Source organism: Haloactinomyces albus, from assembly GCF_031458135.1.
In the GTDB taxonomy this organism is placed as follows: Bacteria; Actinomycetota; Actinomycetes; order Mycobacteriales; family Pseudonocardiaceae; genus Haloactinomyces; species Haloactinomyces albus.
The window spans coordinates 114823-133780 of sequence record NZ_JAVDXW010000001.1 but is presented as its reverse complement, the minus strand read 5'-3'; the positions used below and the strand labels follow the sequence as shown (position 1 = coordinate 133780).

Below are 18958 nucleotides of genomic sequence, written 5' to 3'. Positions count from 1 at the left end.
CATACCGCTCGTGTTGCCGGCGAGAAAAAGCGGCTTACGAAAGTGTGCTGCCGAACACACTTTCGTAAGCCGCATGCCGCGTCGGAAAGTACGCGGCGGTGCCGGTCACCTACCGGACGCTCGGCAGGCGCCGTCTCGTGATCACGGGGTGACCACGATTTCCGCGATCACGAGGACGCGGGTTCGGCAGGCTGCACCGAGAACCGGAGCTGCCCGTCGGCCGCGTCGACTTCCACCCGCTGTCCGTGTTCCAGCCTTCCTTCCAGCAGCAGATCCGACAGTGCGTCGTCGATCTCGCGCTGGATGGTGCGCCGCAGCGGGCGAGCCCCGTACTCGGGCTGGTGGCCGTGTTCGGTCAGCCAGTCCACGGCGGGACGATCGAACTCGACGTCGATGTCCTGGGACTGCAACCGCTGCTTCGTCTCGTCCAGCATCAACTCGGTGATCCGCCGGAGCTGCTCGCCCTCCAGCTTGCGGAACATGACGATCTCGTCGATGCGGTTGAGGAACTCCGGCCGGAACGACTCCCGAAGGCGGGCCATCAGCCGATCCCGGGCGGGCTCCTCGGCCTGATCCTTCTCCCGGCTGCTGAATCCGATCACGCCGGAGCGGTTCGAGATGATGTCCGAGCCGAGATTACTGGTCATGATCAGAACGGTGTTTTTGAAGTCCACCGTGCGACCCTGGCCGTCGGTGAGACGGCCGTCCTCCATGACCTGCAGCAGGATGTTGAACACATCGGTGTGGGCCTTTTCGATCTCGTCGAGCAGCACCACCGAGTAGGGACGGCGCCGTACCTCCTCGGTGAGTTGCCCGGACTCCTCGTAGCCCACGTAGCCCGGAGGTGCGCCGACCATCCGGCTGGCCGTGTGGCTCTCCTGGAACTCGCTCATGTCCAGGCGGACCATGCGCTCCTCGTCGCCGAACAGCGATTCGGCCAGCGCGCGGGCCAGTTCGGTCTTGCCGACACCGGTCGGTCCGAGGAACAGGAACGTACCGGTGGGGCGATTCGGGTCGCCCATGCCGGTACGGGAGCGCCGCACCGCCCTGGCGATGGCGTGGACCGCCTCGTCCTGGCCGACCACGCGGTGGTGCAACTGCTCTTCCAGCCGCATCAACCGGCCCTTTTCCTCCTCGGTCAGCTGGGTGACCGGAATGCCCGTGGCGCGCGAGACGACCTCGGCGATCTCGCCGGATTCGACCACCGGGATGCCGTCGGAGCCCTGCCGCTGTTCCTGGATGTTGCGTTGCACCTCGGAAATCCGGTCCCGCAGTTCCGAGGCCCGCTCGTATTCCTCATTGGACACGGCCTGGGCCTTGTCCCGCAGGAGTTGATCGGCCTGCTGCTCGAGTTCGCGCACGTCGGTGGTCGGCGTCTTGGTGCTCAGACGCTTGCGTGCGCCTGCCTGATCGAGCAGATCGATCGCCTTGTCCGGCAGGTATCGATCGGTGATGTAGCGGTGGGACAGATCCGCGGCGGCGCTGATGGCATCGTCACTGAACCGCACCTGGTGGTGTGCCTCGTAGCGGTCCCGCAGGCCGCCCAGGATCTGCACCGTGTCGTCGACGCTGGGCTCGGCGACATCGATCGGCTGGAAGCGGCGTTCCAACGCCGCATCCTTCTCGATGTTCTTGCGGTACTCGTCCAGCGTCGTGGCGCCCACGACGTGCAGCTCGCCGCGGGCCAGCTTCGGCTTGAGCATGTTGCCCGCGTCGACGGCTCCTTCGGAACCTCCGGCACCGACAACGGTGTGCAACTCGTCGATGAAGATGATCAGATCGTCGCTGTGCTTGCTGATCTCGTCGAGAAGCTTGTTCATCCGCTCCTCGAAGTCACCCCGGTAGCGGGTGCCCGCGACGACGCCGGACAGGTCCAGCTGCACCACGCGCTTGCCGGAGAGCACGTCGGGCACCTCGCCGTCGGTGATGCGCTGGGCGATGCCCTCGACCACGGAGGTCTTACCGACCCCTGCCTCGCCGATGAGCACGGGATTGTTCTTCGTGCGCCGAGCCAGAACCTCCACGGTCTGTTCGATCTCGTCGCCCCGTCCGATGACCGGATCGAGTCCACCTTCGCGTGCGCGGGCGGTGAGATCCTGGCCGTATTGATCCAGGGTCGGTGTGGGACTGGTCTGCTGTGCCTCACTCGCGGGCTGCTGCTGGGAGCGTCCCCCCGCGGCGCTGGACTGCAGCGACTCCACGGTGACGTGGGCCGAGGCCAGCAACCGTCCCGCCGTGGACTCCTGGTTGGCCGCCAGCGCCAGCAGCAGGTGATCCGGCCCGATGTAGGACGAGCCGACAGCCCGGGCGATCTGGTGGGAATCCAGCAGTGCCCGCTTGGCCGCGGGGGTCAGTGCCGGCGGTTGCTCGGTGCTTTCCCCCTGCGGGAGTCGCTGCTCGATTTCCTGGGCGATCGAAGCCGGGTTGGCTCCTGCCCGGTCCAGCATGCCGTGTGTGGTGTCGACCTGTGTCGCTGCCCAGAGCAGGTGGTGTGTGTCGAGATCGCGGCCACCGCGCTCGGACGTGAACCGCGCGGCCGTTGCCACGAGTTCCTGTGCCTGCTGGCTCATGAGCCGGGTGATGTCGACCCGCTGCATGGGCTGCTGAGGGGAGCCGCCCTGGCCCCCGAGGAAGCGGGCCAGGAAGTCGTCGAAGGGACTCGGACCGTACCCGCCAGGGCCGAAGAAGCTGCTCATTACTACCTCTTTCCTTCACAAGCTCCGGTATGAGCATTCCCAGGGAACTCATCCGGCCAAACATGAGCAGCGGCACGTGGGATTCCTGAGCCGTGTTCGCTCAAAGCGGATCATGGTGCTGCCCACACCCGACCCTCATGTGCGTGCTTGCGACACGGCGGTGTCAGGACACCTTCCGGGATCGGCGGCTGCGTCCCGAGCCCGCTCCGGCCGACTCGGTGACCGCCTTCTCCAGATCCTTCCGGTTCAGTTTGGAGCGTCCCTTGATCTGCAGCTCCCGCGCTCGCCTGTCCAGCTCGCTCTTGGTGAGCTGGGAAGGATCCCGCGGTGTGCTCGCGGTCCGCTGCCGAGGTGTTCGGTTTTCCGTATCGGAGGCAGGTTCCCTGTCGGCTGTCTCCGATACGGTTGCCGCCGATTCCTCGGTACTGCGGCCGTTGCGGGTCTGATCGGTGCTGCGGCGCAGTGCTTCGGCGAGATCGACGACATCGGTGGGCTCGGGCGGAGTCGCCGCCGGTTCCGGTTGCCTGCCCCGACTTTTGTCCTCGAGGAGTTTTTCGACCCGCGCGGTGTAGGTGTCGAAGTAGTCCCGTGGTTGCCAGTCGCCGCTCATGGACTCGATGAGGTCGGTGGCCATGCGTAGCTCCTGCCCCGACAACGACTGACTCGCCGCACGTGTATCCACGACCTCGGAAGGGTCCCGGACCTCATCGGCGAAGAACAGCGTGTCCAGGGCGAGGACCGTGCTGTCGGCGCGGATCGCGGTGAGATACTCCTTCCCCCGCAGCACGAAACGTGCGATGCCCACCCGGTTCGTCCTGTCCAGGGCTCGCCGCAGCAGGTGGTACGGCCGGTTCTGCTGCTCGTTGTCGGGGGCGAGCCAGTAGGTCTTCTGGAAATACACCGGGTCGATCTCGGCGATATCGACGAAAGTGGTGATGTCGATCGTGCGGGAGCGCCCCGGCGCGATGGCGTCGAGCTCCTCCTGCTCCACGGTTACCAGGGTGCCGCCCACCTCGCGGCCCTTGACGACGTTGTCGTAGTCGATTTCGGCGCCGGTGCGCTCGTTGAACCGGCGATAGCGCACTCGGTCCGTGGTGCCGCGCTGGTACTGGTTGAAGTGGATGGTGTGGTTCTCGGTGGCGCTGTAGAGACCGACGGGGATCGACACCAGACCGAAGTTGATCGATCCCGTCCAGACTTTGTGTGCCATGACGTGCCTCCTCCGGCGTGGCGCACCACCGTCGCTGTGCGGTCGCGCGCAGCCGGGCAAGCTCGCCGCGGACCGCGTTTCAGCCGGGCCGGTCCACCACGGGGATGCCCGGGAGACGGGATTTCAAACCGCGCAGGCTTGCGAACCGCACGGCGGAAAGCGCATGCGGTGCTCACCGCAAACGATGCGAACCGTCGTCGAGCCGCTCGGTGTAGCGCCTGCGTGCGAGTGTCTCCAACAGCGGGATGGTGACTCGGCGCGTGGTGGCGAGGGCTTGCTTGGCTTGGCTCGGCGTGAAGGGGGAGGGAAGCTGCGACAGCCGCTGCACTGCCTGATCCAGCGCTCCGGGAAGCAACACGATGCCCTGGTCGAGCTTGAGGAGTTCACCGGCCCGGACGGCGGCGGCGATCTCCTTGGCGCCCAGTCCGAGCTCGTCGAGTTCCTCGGCGGTGGGAGCCACGAAAGGCCGGTCGGCCAGGATGCGGTGGACGGCCGACAACGCGTCACGGACGTGCTCGGGCAGCGAGGCCGATCCCAGACCCACGCGGCCGTCCTGGACGGTCACCCCGGCCGAGGTGACCGCTCGCAGGACGGGGATGAGCAGCGCCGCATCGGGCAGGTGCAGGGCACGCCGGAGGGCTTCGGTGGGCATTCCACCCTCCAACGGGTACTCCCGGTGATACTCGGACAACAGCTCGACCACTCGCGTGGCGAGTGCGTCACGGTGCGACGGGTCGAGCAACCAGCCTCCGCGTTGCGGGGCGCCGGACGGCGGTGTGGCCCCCATCCCGGTGAGTTCGTCGGCGCGGACGACGCGGCGGCGGCGAAGTTCGGCCGCACCATCGGGCCGTTCGCCCATGTCCTCGAGTTCCCGGGCGCGGCGAGTTCCCGCACCTCGCCGCCGGAGTGCAGGCGGCCGCACATCGAGCACGACGACCCCGGCGGGAACCCGGTGGCCGCCGGGATCACGCAGCAGGGCGCGGTCGCCGATCCGCAGTGGCAGCGGGGTGCGCAGGGCCAGCCGTGCCGTGTCGGCGCCGAGTGGACGCACCCGCACGGGCACGGCCGCCGCACCCATGTGCAGCATCAACTGCCGGGGCAGTTCCCGGGAGTCGGCGCCGCGCAACCGCACGTCGAGCACGTCGGTGCTCAACCACAGCCCCGGCGGGGCGAGGACGTCGCCCCGACCGACGTCCTCGAGTCGAACACCACGCAGGTTCACCGCGACCCGCGCCACGGCCTCGACATGCGAGGTCTCGACTCCGAGGCACTGCATCCCGCGCACGGTGACCTCGTGGCCGTGGGGATACAGCAGCAGTTGCCTGCCGGTCGTGAGCGTCCCGGCGGGCAGGGTGCCGGTCACCACGGTCCCGGTGCCGCGGATGGTGAACGCACGGTCCACCCACAACCGGGGATCGGCGTGCTGGTCCGGGCGGGCGAGATCGCCTGTCAGCCTCTCCAGCGCGGATCGCAGCTCGGCGACGCCCTCGCCCGTGGCACCGCTGACCCGGAGCACCGGCAGTTCCGACAGCGACGTGTCGCCGAGATGATGGCGGGCCTGCTCGACAGCAGGTTCGGGGTCGGCCAGGTCGCTGCGGGTCACGACCAGGATGCCGTGCCGGACGCCCAGGGCGTGCAGTGCCTGCAGGTGCTCGCTCGATTGCGGCATCCATCCCTCGTCGGCGGCCACGACGAACATCACCGCGGGCACCGGCCCGACCCCGGCTAGCATGTTCGGGACGAAACGCTCGTGGCCGGGCACGTCGACGAACGCCAGCGTGTCGCCCTCGGCGGTGGTGGTCCACGCGAAGCCGAGGTCGATCGTCATGCCACGGCGGCGTTCCTCCGACCAGCGGTCGGGTTCCATCCCGGTCAGCGACCGGATCAGCGTCGACTTGCCGTGGTCGACGTGCCCTGCGGTGGCGATGACGTGCATCAGTCCTCCACTGCGAGGATCGCCCGGATCAGGTCGTCCTCGTCCTCCGGGGCGAGCGCGTACAGGTCGAGGACGCAGTGGCCGCGTTCCACGCGTGCCAGGACGGGTGGATTCCCGGCGCGCAGTCGCCCGGCGAACCGCTGCGGCAGGACGACCGCCGCACTGGGCAACTCGACCCCGGGTGCGCCGCCCCCGCCGACGGCCGCCGAGGTGGGTCGGCTCGTGGCGGCAAGTCCCGCTCCGGCGAGGACTTCGGTGATCCGTTCGGCACGATTCAGCAGCTCCGCCGGAGTCTGCCGCAGCGAGCGTTCCGTCGGTGTGATCGGGCCGCCGACAGTGGCTTCGAGAGCGGCCAGAGTCAGTTTGTCCACCCGGAGCGCGCGGGCCAGCGGATGTCGACGAAGCCGATGCACCGTGTCCTTTCGCCCCAGCAGCAAGCCCGCCTGCGGCCCGCCGAGCAGCTTGTCGCCGCTGGCGGTCACCAGATCGGCCCCCTGGCCGAGGGGAGTGGTGGCATCGGGCTCCTCGGTCAGGACCGGATGCGGCCCCAGCAGCCCCGAGCCGATGTCGACCACGAGGGGAGCGTCGAGCCCGCTCAGTTCCGCGACCGGGACCGAGGAGGTGAACCCGCTGATGACGAAGTTGGAAGGGTGAACCTTGAGGACGAAACCGGTGTCCGGTCCGAGCGCGGCGCGGTAGTCCTCGAGATGCACCCTGTTGGTGGTGCCGACCTCGCGCAGGCGCGCACCGGTGGAGGCCAGCAGATCGGGAAGCCGGAACCCGTCTCCGATCTCGACCATTTCACCGCGTGCCACCACGATCTCGCGTCCCTGCGCGAGCGCGGTGGCAGCCAGCGCGAGGGCGGCCGCGCCGTTGTTGACCACATGCGCCGCCTCCGCCGAGGGAACGGCATCGAGCAGTGCGGCCATCGCCGCCGCGCCCCGGGGACCACGCTGTCCGGTGCTCAGGTCGAGTTCGACATCGGTGGTGCCCGCCGCACCCACCAGCGCCCGCACGGCCGCCTCCGACAGCGGTGCGCGTCCGAGATTGGTGTGCAGCAGCACGCCGGTCGCGTTGAGAACGTGCCGCAGGCAGGCGGCCGACTCCGGAAGTCCGGCCAGCACGGTCTCGACCACCTGTTCCGGTTCGATACCTCCGTCGCGTGCCTGCTGCTGTGCCGAACGAATCGCCTGCTTGACCCGCTCCTGGCCGAGACGGACGGCGGCGAGGGCGACCTGCGGTTCCTCCAGGACCCGATCGGTCCCCGGTACACGCCGTCGGTGATCGTGCATGCCGATCACTATACGGGCATGGATCGGCACTCGGAGCCGGTGACCGAACGCGATTCCGGCATCCGGCGACATGAGCTTCATATAACTGTTATCACTATTGCTTCAGTGTAGAATGAAATTAATCGTGAGAAACGAAACTCCGTCACCACGAGAGTCGAGGTCTGCACAACGCAAGGAACAGGGTAGGACTCGAGTGTGCCCGAGCTGCCCGATGTGGAAGGTTTTCGCCGTGTGGCCCAGCACGCCGAAGGCCATCGCCTGGAATCGGTGGAGGTGCACGATGCCCAGGTCGTGCGCGCCTCCAGCGTGGCCGAGTTCACCGGAACCCTGTGTGGCCGCTACTTCACGGAGCCGCGACGGCACGGCAAATGGTTACTGCTGCCGACGGCCCCCACATCCGGCGCAGGCGGGGGAGCACCGTGTGTGCTGGTGCATTTCGGGATGACGGGGATGCTGCTGTGGTGTTCCTTCGAGGAAAGCCGACACGCGCATGATCGGCTCGTGTTCCGGTTCTCGTGCGGCGAGCTTCGCTACCGCGACATGCGCAAGCTCACCGGGCTCGAACTGGCCCAGCAGCAGTCCGATGTGGACACGAGGCTGAGCGCGCTGGGGCCGGACGCGGGCGAGGTGTCCCGTGCCGAATATCAGCAGCGCCTCACCCGCACCCGCCGCCGGATCAAGTCCGCGCTGATGGATCAGGCGAGTATCGCGGGACTGGGCAACCTGTGCGTCGACGAGATCCTGTGGCACGCGTGTATCCATCCGACGCACGCGACCGCCGATCTCGACGAGGCCCAATGGCGGCTGCTGCACCGGAGAACGCGGTCGGTGTTGCGGCAGTCCTGCCGGGCAGGGCTCGTGCCGGACCGTCCGTCGTGGCTCACCGGCCACCGTGATCAGCAGGAAGGTCGGTGCCCCCGCTGCCGGACTCGCTTGCAACGCGCCAGGATTGCCGGGCGCGGCACCGTCTGGTGTCCCGCCTGCCAACCCGACCGATCCCGGTGAGTCAGGCGGGCCCGTGCACGGGAGGTCAGCGCTGCTGGGGCTCAGCGCTGGGGGCGCCGCCGCAGTTCCGACAGGATCGCTCCGTACAGGGCGTGATCGAGCACGAGTGCGGTTCTTTCCCGGATGGAACGGCGACTTTCCTGCGGTAAGTCCAGCAGACGTACCAGGATCACCTGGAAACCGAACCACAGCAGCATTCCGTAGATGGGCCCGGCCCACGGGCGCTGGCGGATGGCATCGGGTAAGGAGCCGAACACGGCACCGCCACCGGCGCCGTAGGTCCAGTGCAGCAATTCCACGACAACGTGCCGCGCATCCACCGAGAGCTCACGCAGCACTTCCGGCCCGTGCTCACCGACGATCGTCTCGGGGGGAGTACTCTTGAGCAGGCCCACGTGCACGGTGAACGCGCGCATTCCACTCATGCTCATCGCGGCGATCGCGCCGCGCATACCCGCATGGAACAGTTCCTTGCGGGTCTCTCGTCCGCCCGGCATCGTCAGTGTGTTCCGGAAGCGACTCACGCCGGCCAGACTCGCATGCGGCCCGGCCGCATGCGCGCCGAGTGCGTGATCGAGCCAGGGCAGGGTTCGGGTTCGTACCGCCAGGGCGAAGCGCTCGGCCTCCATGCGCCCCCGGTTGGTCATCGGTCGGCGTGCGAGCGTGTCCACGGCCAGGTGATCAGGGCCCACCCGGCGAGTAGGACGACGAATTCCACCGCCAGGTACCAGGGCCAGGGCCCCAGGAGATCCAGCAGGGATGGATTCGACGGCTTGTGATTCAGGAAACCGTAATTGGTGCCGAGCAGGCTGTTGATTCCCAGTGTCACCACGGTCCAGGTCAGGGTGACCCCCATCGTGGCGGCGTAGCCGCGCCAATCCGGCCGCATCCCGACCCCCCAGGTGAGGTAGATGGCGGCCCACAGCACCAGGCAGTGGTGGCCCCAGAACTCGATGAAGTCGAGGTGCGGGAAGCCGGGAGCGTCGAGCGCAGGCGTGATCATGGCCTGCGTGGTCAGCGTGAGCCCCCAGTAGTAGGTCGGTGCGTGAGCCCACCACCGATGCGACCACAGTGCGTATGCGGCGGTGATCCAGGCGAGATCGCTGAGGTGCAACGGCAAGGACAGATGGATGTTCCACTGTGCGGGCAGCAGACTGCGGATCTGCAGTGGTAACTGGAATGCCACGATCACCACGGCGAATGCGCGGGAGATCCTCCTGGTCGCCCGGGCCCCCTGGTAGTGGCGGCCGATCCCGACGAGCAGTGACGCCACGGCAGCGGCCAGGAGCAGAATCGCCCAGTGGGACGGACCGTAAGGCGAGAACGTCCGCTCCGACTGGAGTAGGTCCACGCCGCCCAGCGTATGGCTGGTGAACATGCTTCGGCGAGCTCACTCGTCCGAGCGGGCACTCCCTCGGCTCGGGCGGGCGCACCGCCACAGCGTGCCTCGCCGACGCGGCAGGGCGGCCGGGCGGACGTCAGGGCGGCAGGGCGGCAGGGCCGTGATTCACGACGATTCACGACGATTCACGACCCTGCCGCTTTACTTACCGCTGGGGCCCTTTGGGTGGGTGGATATCCCACAGGGCGGTGCAGGTGATCAGCAGGGCGAGCAGGAGAAGCACGGTCGCGCCGAGTTCGATGAGCCCGACTCCGAGGAACAACTCGAGCATGGTCAGCTCCCGGATGTGGTTTCTTCCGAGCCGCGGCGGGTGTACAGGCTGGTCAGCGTGACGGTGGTCAGGATCAGCACGATGACCGCCAGGGACAGCGGGGTGGGCACGGTCGGCACTGCCGGCCAGACTCCGTGGGCCCAGTGCAGCACCAGTTTCACGCCGATGAACGCGAGGATGAGGGCCAGGCCGTGGTTGAGGTGGATGAGCTTGGCCAGCGCCCGGTGCAGCACGAAGTACAGGGCACGCAGGCCCAGCAGGGCGAAGGCGTTGGTGGCGAACACCAGGTACGGGTCCTCGGTGATTCCGTAGATGGCGGGCACGGAATCGATGGCGAAGACCACGTCGGTGGCGAATACCGCCACGACCACCACCGTCAGCGGGGTCAGGGCGCGCCGACCTTGTTCGCGGACCGTCAGCTGGGTGCCGCGGTAGTCGTCGGTGACCGGCATCAGCCGGCGCAGCAGCCGTACCGAACGCAGCTGCGACACATCGCGGTCGAAGGCCGAGCCGGTGAGTGCTTCGTGCAGGATCTTGGCGGCGGTGACGAACAGGATCGCGCCGAATACCAGGAATGCCCAGGTGCCGGCCTGCAGCAGGGCGGCACCGGCCGCGATGAAGATGCCGCGCAGCACCAGTGCGCCGACGATGCCGTACAGCAGCACGCGCTGCTGCAGTGCTTCCGGTACGGCGAAGCCGGACAGGATGAGCATGAACACGAACAGGTTGTCCACCGACAGGGACTTCTCCACCACGAACCCGGTGACGAACTCCAGCGCCTGCCCATTGCTGTAGGCCATCCACAGGAACACGGCGAAGACGAACGGCAGCGCGAGGTAGAACACCGACCACCCCACGGCCTCGCGCATCGTGACCTCGTGCGGGCGGCGGGTAATGAGAAAGTCCGTGGCCAGCAAGGCCAGCAGCACAGCGATGCTGATTGCCCACAACACCGGTGAACCGATCGACTCAGCCGGGGCGGCGAGAACAGCGGTCGGACCAGACACGGGATCCCTCCTCGAACGGCATGCACGTTCGAGGTCTCCTTCGCCCGCTGCGGACGGTCTCCCGGGGACACCAGTACATGTCCGTATTGACCGGGCCGACCCGAGGAAGTACTCCCCTCGGTGCCAATTTCTAACACACCCGGGAATGCTCGGTCAGTCGAGTGCCCGGCGTTCGTCCGGGCCGAGTGGGTGGTGCTTGTCACAGCGTTGACGCTGGAGGTTGTCTCCGGGGCTGCCGCTGCCCATTCGGGCCGACCGGGGAGAACAGGCCGGGGGAGAAGATGGCGGAGGCGGACGGGAATCGAACCCGCCTGACCGAGGTACTCGGCCACGTCGGTTTTGAAGACCGCGGGGGCCACCAGGCACCCATACGCCTCCACGCGCCACCATATCGGTGGAGTGCGCACACGGCCGACATGCCCTAGCCTCCCAGTGATGACGAGCCTTGATCTTGCCCAGGATCGGACGTATCGGTTGACGCAGTACGCGCACGGCGGCGGATGTGCGTGCAAGATTCCACCCGGTGAGCTGGAATCCGTGGTGGCCGGGCTCACGGGACCGCAGCAGTCGGACGGAGGGGAGCTGCTGGTCGGTCTCGACGATGGGGACGATGCCGCCGCTGTCCGGATCGCGGGGGACACGGCCGTGGTGGCCACCGCGGACTTCTTCACTCCCGTGGTCGACGATGCCTACGACTGGGGCCGGATCGCGGCGGCGAACGCCTTGTCCGATGTGTATGCCATGGGTGCCCGGCCTGCGGTGGCGGTGAACCTGCTGTCCTGGCCGCGCGAGGTGTTGCCGTTCGAGCTGGCACGGGAGGTCCTGCGCGGCGGCGCCGACATCGGTGCGCAGGCGGGATGTCCCGTCGCGGGTGGGCACAGTGTGGACGATCCCGAACCCAAGTACGGTATGGCGGTCACCGGCGTGGGGAATCCCGAAGCGCTGCTGCGCAACGACGCGGGGCGGGCCGGGATGCCGTTGTCGCTGACCAAGCCGCTGGGTATCGGGGTGCTCAACAGCAGGCACAAGGCCACCGGCGAGGTCTTCGACGAGGCCGTCGAGACGATGACGACGCTCAACGCTCGTGCTGCCACCGACGCCGTCGCCGCCGGTGTCGTGTGCGCCACCGACGTGACCGGCTTCGGTCTGCTTGGACATCTGCTCAAAACGGCCCGTGCCAGCGGTGTGTCGGCGATCGTGGATTCGACTGCCGTGCCGTATCTGAACGGAGCGCGGGAAGCGCTGCGTGACGGTTATGTCAGCGGCGGCACCCGGCGCAACCTGGACTGGGTGTACCCGCACGTCGACCTGTCGGCCGTTGCCGAGCAGGAGGCGCTGCTGCTGGCCGATGCGCAGACATCCGGCGGCTTGCTGGTGGCCGGAGAGGTGCCGGGCGCCCCGGTAATTGGTGAACTCGTTGCCCAGGGCGAACACCTGATCACCGTGTGCTGAGGGAGACTCGGAAGTTTTCCCTGAAACTTCCACCCTCTCCCCGGCACACGGGCGCGCAGTTGCACCGAAACCGGCACAGCTCTGCTCGTCGGCCACCGGTGCTCAGTCACGACGGAAGCACAAGACCTACCAGGACACGAGTTAGCGTGGTGCTGAGGCGATCTCGTCGGTTGCCTGTTCCAACCCCTCGGATGTGGCGGCGAGAACCCCGCTGAGGATGTGCCGCAGGGTGATGCTGTCGTCGGTGCGCACGAGCCAGGCGTGCATGGCGGAACCGAAGCAGCTCACCAGCGTCATCGACCAGGCACCGGGACGCGGGTCGGTGCCCGAATCGACACCGAGATGTTCGGCGACCAGGTTCGTCACATCCTGCATCCACTGCTGCCGCAGCAGGTGCAGCTCGTAGTCTCCGGCGTTGTCCAGCGCGTGGAGTAGCTCGGCCCGCATCAGGTGCTGCTCGCGGTCGGGTTCCATCCGCTCTGCGGCGTCGAGCATCGCGGCGGCAAGGGACCGCATGGGGTGCTCGTGGGAGGCGCGGCTGTCCATGATCGTCCGCATTCGCTCGGTCTCACCGCCGAGATCACCGAACAGGACCGCGTCCTTGCTCGGAAAGTAGCGGAAGAACGTCCGGGGTGCGATGTCGGCGGCCTCGGCGATCTGCTCCACCGTCGTGGCATCGAAGCCCTGCTCGGTGAACAACCGCAGGGCGGCGTCCTCGATGCTTGCCCGGGTCCGGATGGCCTTGCGTTGCCGCCTGCCCATCGGGGCTTCGGCGGCGGTGTCGTCGCCGGCTTCGGCGGCCCCGGCTGCCTCGGTTGCCTCGGTTGCAGCAGTCGTCATGGTGTCAGGTTCGTCGTTCAGCAGGTGAGAGTCAACTGTGCCTGGTGTCACCAGTGACATATGGCAGTACTGCCATACTATGGTTGGTGTCGGAAGGGGAGCACGGGTGTCTCGGAGCAACACGGTCGATGGTGCGGCGACAACAGGGGAGAGCGGCGCGCTGGCCGAGGGCATCGATGTGGCGGTCTATCGGCGGCGCTGGGCGACGCTGATCGTCCTGTGTCTGGCGCTGTCGGCCACGATGCTGGCCAATACCTCGCTGAGCGTGGCTCTGCCCATGCTCTCCCGGGACCTGGGGGCTTCCACGGCCGAACAGCAGTGGTTTTCCAATGCCTACGCGCTGGTGTTCGCCGGACTGCTGTTCACGACCTCGGCGCTGGCCGACCGCTACGGACGCAAGCGCATGTTGCAGGCCGGACTGGTGCTGTTCGGTGCGGTCTCGCTGTACGTGTGGCTGTTCGTGACCTCCAGTGCCGAGCTGATCGCAGCACGCGGTTTGCTCGGCCTCGGCGGCGCGATGATCATGCCGGTGACGTTGTCGGTGCTGACCAGTGTCTTTCCCAGTGGGGAACGCACCAGGGCAGTGGGCATCTGGGCGGCGATCTCCGGAGCCGGGAGCGCACTCGGCCCGGTGATCGCGGGCCTGCTCATCCAGTACTACTCCTGGGAGTCGGTGTTCGCCATCAACGTCCCGGTCGTGGTGCTCGCCGTGCTGGGCGGTATCCGCTACGTCCCGACACGCACCGGTCGGGGAGGCGGGCACGGCGGCCTCGACCTGCTCGGCGCGTTGCTGTCCACGGCAGGCATCACGTTGGTCGTCTACGCGCTGATCCAGGCCCAGCACGTCGGTTGGCTGGCCCCGCAGACCCTGGTCATGGTCGCGATCGGGCTGGTGCTGGTGGCCGCGTTCGTCGTCTGGGAGCGACGGGTGACCGATCCGATGCTCGACGTCCGGCTGTTCCGCAGCAGCGGCTTCTCGGCCTCGGCCGTGGCGTTGACGCTGGTGTTCTTCGCGATGATCGGGGTGTTCTTCGCGTTGAGCCAGACCCTGCAGATCGTGTACGGCTACACCCCGCTGGGTGCCTCGACGACGATGCTGCCGATGGCGGTCATGATGATGGTCGTGGCGCCGCAGGTGGCACGCATCGTCGGGCGCTTCGGGCCCCGGATGACCATCGCCGGGGGACTGGTGGTGGCCGCACTGGGCATGGCGGGTCTGAGCACGCTGACGGTGGAGTCCGGCTACTGGCATCTGCTGATTCCGCTGGCCGTGACGGCGACCGGCATGTCACTGGCCATGGCACCGGCCACCGACCAGCTCATGGCGCATGTGCCCAAGGAACGCGCCGGCATGGGGTCGGCCACCAACGACGTCACTCGCGAGGTCGGTGCCGCACTGGGCGTGGCCGTGCTCGGCAGCATCCTCGGTGGCAGCTATGCGGCACAGGTGAGTGGTGCGCTGACCGGGCTTCCCGAACAAGCCCAGCAGATGGCGGAGTCCTCGCTGCCCGGTGGGATGATGGTCGCCGAGTCGCTGGGTGAGCGCGGGCAGGCTCTCGCACAGGAGGTGGCCACCTCGTGGATGAGCGCCTCACAGACGGCCTACCTCGCCGGTGCCGGGCTGATCCTGATCGCTGCCGCCATCGCCTGGATTTGGTTGCCCCGCCGCACCGGCACCACCGTGTCCTGAGACCTCCGTGGTCAATTTCTCGAGAAATTGACCAACGCTGGTGGACCGACTCGCCTGCCTCGGCCGCTGCGGCTCGAGTTGGGCGCTGCGCAGCGACACGTGCCGGATCAGAGCCCGATGGTGGCCATGAGACCGGTCGGATCCAGTGGTGCGAGGGTGATCAGCAGCAGCCACACGGCCAGCGGGATGAACACGACCGTGGTCAGGACCTTCTCCACGCGGCCTCCGGCGCGGAACCGCAGGAATGCAGGTGGGCGGATCTCGTACCAGGTTTCGCCTGCGATGGGGATCGGGAACAGAAACGGGCACCCGGCCTTGGTGATTGCATCGCCCAAGCAGTGCACGAAACATCCGAGGCCGATCAGCACGCCGATCGGCCCGGCCAGGTCGTTCATCGCGGCGACAGGTCCGTCCTGGCCGGTCAGGATCGGCATGGCGGCCGCGGTGGTGGCCACGGCGACCCAATGTCCGAATTGGGCCTGGGCCAACATCAGACAGAACAGGACGGGCGCGACGACGGCGGCGAATCCGGCGGCCGGATGCCATTCGGCCGCGAGCTGGGAGCCGAACCACACCAGCGCACCGAGCAGCACGGCGAACAGCAGCGAGTGGGTCATGTGCCGGTGCTTGCCGTTGCCGTTCTCATCGCGGGGGCCTTTCGTCGCCGCGTACAGGCTCGCGGAACAGGCCCGCAGACCATGGGAGAGACCTCGGGTCAGCCGACCGAGCCGACGACTCGCGGTGGCTCCCGGGTGATCCAGATCCGGCAACAACGCGGCCCCGGCGGTGACGACTCCGCCGAGCACCACCGCCGACGGGCTGGTCACCCCCAACGCGGGTGCGGCGGCAAGTCCGGCACACAGGCCGGTGATCGCATGTCCGGCGCGCATCATGCGGCATCACCGGCCACACGACGAGTCGTATCGGCGGATCGATCGTGACGGCGCACGCAGCCTCACATCCTTTCGGGAGCACAACATTCCCGCTGGCGATCCCGGCCGAGAACGGGCGGGCAGCCTGCGGCGGAACTCCGCTACTGATCAACTTTTTGTGTCCCCACGGTTGTACCGCCGCGGCTCGGCGGAGCTCGCAGCGGATGTCGGGACGATCAGGCAGGTGCGCGGAAAATCGTTGACTTCGCGAAGGAGTTAGGAATTGCGCCGTGGTGGGCATACCCGGAGAAGCCCGGTGTGCTCGTCGCGTGCATCGGGTTGGTGTCCGCAGCCTTCGATGCGGATGCGGATGAGTCTTGTCCACGGTGAAACGGAGGTCGGTGCGGCCATGGCCGAACAGGTCGACGGAGGCAGCACCGACCGCCGTGGACGGGCGCGCCCGCGCCATCGGAACCGAGCACGGTACGCGCTCCAGGAATTTCTGTTGCTGCCGCTGCTGATCACCGGCGTGTGGCTCGCCCTCGCGGCGGGGGGAATCGTCCTGGACCGCAACGCGGGGCTCTGGGGGCAGGCCGTGCGTCAGGCCGTGGCCGTTGTCGTGTCCCCACAGGCAGCCAGCATGCTGCTGTCGACCGTGACCCCCGGTCTGCTCACGGTCATCTCGATCATCTTCTTCGTGTTGCTCATGGCCGTGCAGCACCAGTCGTCGAAGTACAGCCCCGTGGTCTTCGATCAGTTCCTGCGTCGAAAGATCAACCAGTCCTTCTTCGGGATGTTCATCGGCCTGACCATCTATTGCCTGCTGATCCTCACCCTCGTGCCACCGGGGGAGGCGATCATCTCGGGCACGTTGACGCTGCTGCTGTCCTCGGCCACGTTCATCCTCTTGCTGGTGTTCGTCTACAGCACGGTTGATCAGATGCGACCGAGTTCGACCGTGTGGCTCATCCAGGAGATGGCGCTGCGCGCTCGGGCGGGCCAGCGACCGTTGCTGGCCCGCTGCCGGGCACAGTCGCAGCAGGAGGGTGCGCCCAGCGCCGAGGTCATCGCGGAACGGGTCGGCTACCTCGTGCACATCGACGGGAGACTGCTGGCCGAGGCCCTGGACCGCACCGGGGGTGCGGTGGAGGTCGAACTGGTCGTGGCCATGGGCGATCACGTGGTGCCGGGGGCCACCGTGGCCGAAGTGCGCGGTGGCAGCGCACTGCAGCGGCATCGGCTTGCCGAGACGGTCCTCGACGCGCTCACCCTGGGCCGGATGCGTGACATCGACCGCGATGCCGGGTATGCCGTGGACCAATTGAGCAGCATGGCGTGGTCGGCCACGGCGGTCTCGGGTGATCTGGAGGGGGCACGGGTTGCGGTGGAGACGCTGCACAGTCTGCTGGCGGACTTTTGCGGTCCGGACATCCATCCACCTGCCGAGTCATTCGGTGGTCCCTTGCCGCTGGTCTACAACGATCGGGTGACCGACAGGATCATCGACGGACTCACCGGTGCCATCGCGGCTTCCGGTATCTCGGGACAACACCAGACCTGCAGCGACGTACTCATCGCTCTCTCGCGAGCATTGCCGCGTCTGGAGCCGAGCGATCAGCGGACACTCCTCAACCGACTCCAGCGCGTTCTGCCCACCATGACGCGGCATGTCTTCACGGTCGAACTGGAAGACGGCTTCGACCTGCTGCGGCAGTCCATGCACAACGCCGATTTGTATAACGACGCCCGGCGCATCGGGCAGATCAAGGAGCAGTTGCACGAGAGGAACCGTCTCGCCAGTCCCGACTGAGCGTGTCCGGCCGGTTGGTCGTGGTGCAGAGGGCGAGGGAGTTACCGGCGCTCGCACCGACCGCCGCTCAGCGCGGTATCGGTTCGACCGCGAAGTCGAGACCGTAGTTGTTCAGCGAGAACGGCAGCGGGTGGTCGGCATCGAGACGTGCCGGTGCGCGAAGGTGGAACCGGTGTCGCTGCAGCAGGGTGGCCAGCACGGTGCCGGCCACGAACAGCACCAGGTTCCGCCCCGGGCACCGGGCTGCTCCGTCACTGAAGGGCACCAGGGCGGGGTGGTCGGCGGCACGGCCGTCCAGCCAGATGTCCGGGGCGAACTCGTGGGCGTGGGGCACGGTCTGCCGGTCGCGGTGGAAGAACGGCGTGAACACGAGGAACGAGGTCCCGGACGGGATCATCCGGCCGTGCCACGGTATTGCCGTGATGTTCTGTCGCAGCACCGCGGGCGTGGTCGGCCACAGCCGTACCGATTCGAGAAGGCAGGCCCGGAGATAGGGCAGCTCCTGCGGTCGGGACAGGTCGAGCCCGGCCAGTTCCGCACGGGCCTGCCGGGCTTGCTGCGGATGGGTGGCCAGCAGGGCCAGCGCTCGAAAGGCCACGATCGCCGCCGCGTCGAAGGCGAACAGCCAGTGCGGCACCTGGCCGTGTCGGTCCACCCCCTGCTCCGCCGGCGTCTCGCGGAGCAGTGCGGCCAGACTGTCCGACTCCGCGGCGTCGATGTGGGTGCGGAGTTCGCGCAGGAAACGGTGCCGCAGCCCCGTGCGTGCTGCTCGGAGATAAGCCCAGTTGGCATCGGCACGAATGCTGCCGAGCAGGTCGGTGACGTTCTCGGCGTCACGTGCGCCGTCGCCGAGAGTGATACGCCGGATCGTGCGCCACCAGCCGGTGCTGAACATCTCCCAGTCCAGATGTCCCGCCGAGCCCGCGTCCTCGGACACAAGGCCGAACTCCGCACGGGTTTTGGCCAGTACGGATTCCGAGAGCCGGTGCAGCGGCCGGTCGGCCTCCAGCACGGTCTCGTTGAAGTGCCGCCGCTGCGTGCGTACGTTTCCCCGGGAGATGAGGAGGCCGTGCGGCTGGAAGTGCGCGAGTGCGCCCACTTTCTCGCGGCTGGCCGGGGTGAACGGCTCCGGGGACTCGGCAAGGACGTGCTGCACGTCCGCCGGCGCCAGGAGCAGGACCAGCGAGCGGCCCGCGACCCGCAGCCGAAGTGGTCCGGGACCGTAGCGTCGCCGCAGCCGTTGCAGTGCTGCCACCGCCGTGCGATCCAGTTGCCATCGCTCGATCGCGGCCATCGCCCTCGGACGGCGTGCGATGAGTCCACCGGCAAGCATCGGGAGCACGACCTTTCCGGTGAATCGCACCGCATCCGCCATCGAGGCGCGAGCGAGCGTGCCCGTAGCGCTGTGGCTGTGCTGCGACTCGTCCATGCTTCACCCTCATCGCGATCTACGACGCCCGTATAGAGATCCCCGG

At 67.7% G+C, this 18958-nt stretch carries 15 protein-coding genes and 1 tRNA gene; 4 read left to right on the top strand and 12 right to left on the bottom strand.

Features of this window, described 5'->3' with window-relative positions; translation table 11 throughout:
- Positions 1-167 precede the first annotated feature (167 nt).
- The 4 genes from JOF55_RS00645 to selA all read right to left on the bottom strand — a co-directional run bounded on the left by JOF55_RS00645 (position 168) and on the right by selA (position 7134).
- Positions 168-2696: an ATP-dependent Clp protease ATP-binding subunit gene (locus tag JOF55_RS00645; RefSeq protein ID WP_310267890.1), complete on the bottom strand. Its 2529-nt coding sequence runs from the start codon at positions 2694-2696 to the stop codon at positions 168-170.
- 163 nt (positions 2697-2859) lie between these two features.
- A complete protein-coding gene (gene ku / locus JOF55_RS00640; RefSeq protein ID WP_310267887.1) occupies positions 2860-3906 on the bottom strand; it encodes a non-homologous end joining protein Ku in 1047 nt (348 codons plus the stop codon).
- A gap of 172 nt (positions 3907-4078) precedes the next feature.
- Positions 4079-5842 (bottom strand): selenocysteine-specific translation elongation factor, encoded by a 1764-nt coding sequence (gene selB / locus JOF55_RS00635; RefSeq protein ID WP_310267884.1) that lies wholly within the window; start codon positions 5840-5842, stop codon positions 4079-4081.
- On the bottom strand, positions 5842-7134 hold the full coding sequence (gene selA, locus JOF55_RS00630) for an L-seryl-tRNA(Sec) selenium transferase (protein ID WP_310267881.1): 1293 nt from the start codon (positions 7132-7134) through the stop codon (positions 5842-5844). The genes selB and selA overlap by 1 nt, the downstream gene beginning before the upstream one ends.
- A gap of 195 nt (positions 7135-7329) precedes the next feature.
- On the opposite strand from selA, the gene JOF55_RS00625 reads away from it, so the two are divergent.
- The gene (locus JOF55_RS00625) at positions 7330-8139 is read left to right on the top strand and encodes an Fpg/Nei family DNA glycosylase (protein WP_310267879.1); all 810 of its coding nucleotides are present in this window, start codon (positions 7330-7332) and stop codon (positions 8137-8139) included.
- Positions 8140-8180: 41 nt separating this feature from the next.
- On the opposite strand, the gene JOF55_RS00620 is transcribed toward JOF55_RS00625, so the two are convergent.
- From JOF55_RS00620 to JOF55_RS00600, 5 genes are all read right to left on the bottom strand, one after another.
- A complete protein-coding gene (locus JOF55_RS00620) occupies positions 8181-8786 on the bottom strand; it encodes a hypothetical protein (protein WP_310267878.1) in 606 nt (201 codons plus the stop codon).
- Positions 8783-9490 carry a YwaF family protein gene (locus tag JOF55_RS00615; RefSeq protein ID WP_310267876.1) on the bottom strand — a complete coding sequence of 236 codons (708 nt, stop codon included), beginning with the start codon at positions 9488-9490 and terminating at the stop codon, positions 8783-8785. The genes JOF55_RS00620 and JOF55_RS00615 overlap by 4 nt, the downstream gene beginning before the upstream one ends.
- A 196-nt stretch (positions 9491-9686) precedes the next feature.
- Positions 9687-9812 carry a hypothetical protein gene (locus JOF55_RS00610; RefSeq protein WP_310267875.1) on the bottom strand — a complete coding sequence of 42 codons (126 nt, stop codon included), beginning with the start codon at positions 9810-9812 and terminating at the stop codon, positions 9687-9689.
- Positions 9813-9814: 2 nt separating this feature from the next.
- Positions 9815-10819, bottom strand: a complete 1005-nt coding sequence (locus tag JOF55_RS00605) for a TerC/Alx family metal homeostasis membrane protein (protein WP_310267874.1) — start codon at positions 10817-10819, stop codon at positions 9815-9817.
- Positions 10820-11101: 282 nt separating this feature from the next.
- A tRNA-Sec gene (locus tag JOF55_RS00600) sits at positions 11102-11197 on the bottom strand.
- 57 nt (positions 11198-11254) lie between these two features.
- On the opposite strand from JOF55_RS00600, the gene selD reads away from it, so the two are divergent.
- Positions 11255-12271 carry a selenide, water dikinase SelD gene (gene selD / locus JOF55_RS00595; protein WP_310267873.1) on the top strand — a complete coding sequence of 339 codons (1017 nt, stop codon included), beginning with the start codon at positions 11255-11257 and terminating at the stop codon, positions 12269-12271.
- 141 nt (positions 12272-12412) lie between these two features.
- Here selD and JOF55_RS00590 read toward each other — a convergent pair whose 3' ends face one another.
- Positions 12413-13111, bottom strand: coding sequence for a TetR family transcriptional regulator (locus tag JOF55_RS00590; protein ID WP_310267871.1), 699 nt, complete (start codon positions 13109-13111; stop codon positions 12413-12415).
- A 106-nt stretch (positions 13112-13217) separates the two neighbouring features.
- Here JOF55_RS00590 and JOF55_RS00585 point away from each other — a divergent pair, with 106 nt between their 5' ends.
- Positions 13218-14801, top strand: a complete 1584-nt coding sequence (locus JOF55_RS00585; RefSeq protein ID WP_310267869.1) for an MFS transporter — start codon at positions 13218-13220, stop codon at positions 14799-14801.
- Between the two features lie 107 nt (positions 14802-14908).
- Here JOF55_RS00585 and JOF55_RS00580 read toward each other — a convergent pair whose 3' ends face one another.
- Positions 14909-15694 (bottom strand): metal-dependent hydrolase, encoded by a 786-nt coding sequence (locus JOF55_RS00580; protein ID WP_310267867.1) that lies wholly within the window; start codon positions 15692-15694, stop codon positions 14909-14911.
- A gap of 349 nt (positions 15695-16043) precedes the next feature.
- On the opposite strand from JOF55_RS00580, the gene JOF55_RS00575 reads away from it, so the two are divergent.
- Positions 16044-17483, top strand: coding sequence for a DUF2254 family protein (locus JOF55_RS00575; protein WP_310267864.1), 1440 nt, complete (start codon positions 16044-16046; stop codon positions 17481-17483).
- A gap of 67 nt (positions 17484-17550) precedes the next feature.
- On the opposite strand, the gene JOF55_RS00570 is transcribed toward JOF55_RS00575, so the two are convergent.
- Entirely contained in the window at positions 17551-18912 is a 1362-nt protein-coding gene (locus JOF55_RS00570; protein WP_310267859.1) for a cytochrome P450, read from the bottom strand.
- Between the last annotated feature and the right edge of the window lie 46 nt (positions 18913-18958).

Bases quoted from the DNA above. Each gene is read 5' to 3' on its own strand.
- JOF55_RS00645 (WP_310267890.1), bottom strand. From the start codon at position 2,696: ATGAGCAGCTTCTTCGGCCCTGGCGGGTACGGTCCGAGTCCCTTCGAC.
- ku (WP_310267887.1), bottom strand. From the start codon at position 3,906: ATGGCACACAAAGTCTGGACGGGATCGATCAACTTCGGTCTGGTGTCG.
- selB (WP_310267884.1), bottom strand. From the start codon at position 5,842: ATGCACGTCATCGCCACCGCAGGGCACGTCGACCACGGCAAGTCGACG.
- selA (WP_310267881.1), bottom strand. From the start codon at position 7,134: ATGCACGATCACCGACGGCGTGTACCGGGGACCGATCGGGTCCTGGAG.
- JOF55_RS00620 (WP_310267878.1), bottom strand. From the start codon at position 8,786: ATGACCAACCGGGGGCGCATGGAGGCCGAGCGCTTCGCCCTGGCGGTA.
- JOF55_RS00610 (WP_310267875.1), bottom strand. From the start codon at position 9,812: ATGCTCGAGTTGTTCCTCGGAGTCGGGCTCATCGAACTCGGCGCGACC.
- selD (WP_310267873.1), top strand. From the start codon at position 11,255: ATGACGAGCCTTGATCTTGCCCAGGATCGGACGTATCGGTTGACGCAG.
- JOF55_RS00590 (WP_310267871.1), bottom strand. From the start codon at position 13,111: ATGACGACTGCTGCAACCGAGGCAACCGAGGCAGCCGGGGCCGCCGAA.
- JOF55_RS00580 (WP_310267867.1), bottom strand. From the start codon at position 15,694: ATGATGCGCGCCGGACATGCGATCACCGGCCTGTGTGCCGGACTTGCC.
- JOF55_RS00575 (WP_310267864.1), top strand. From the start codon at position 16,044: ATGAGTCTTGTCCACGGTGAAACGGAGGTCGGTGCGGCCATGGCCGAA.
- JOF55_RS00570 (WP_310267859.1), bottom strand. From the start codon at position 18,912: ATGGACGAGTCGCAGCACAGCCACAGCGCTACGGGCACGCTCGCTCGC.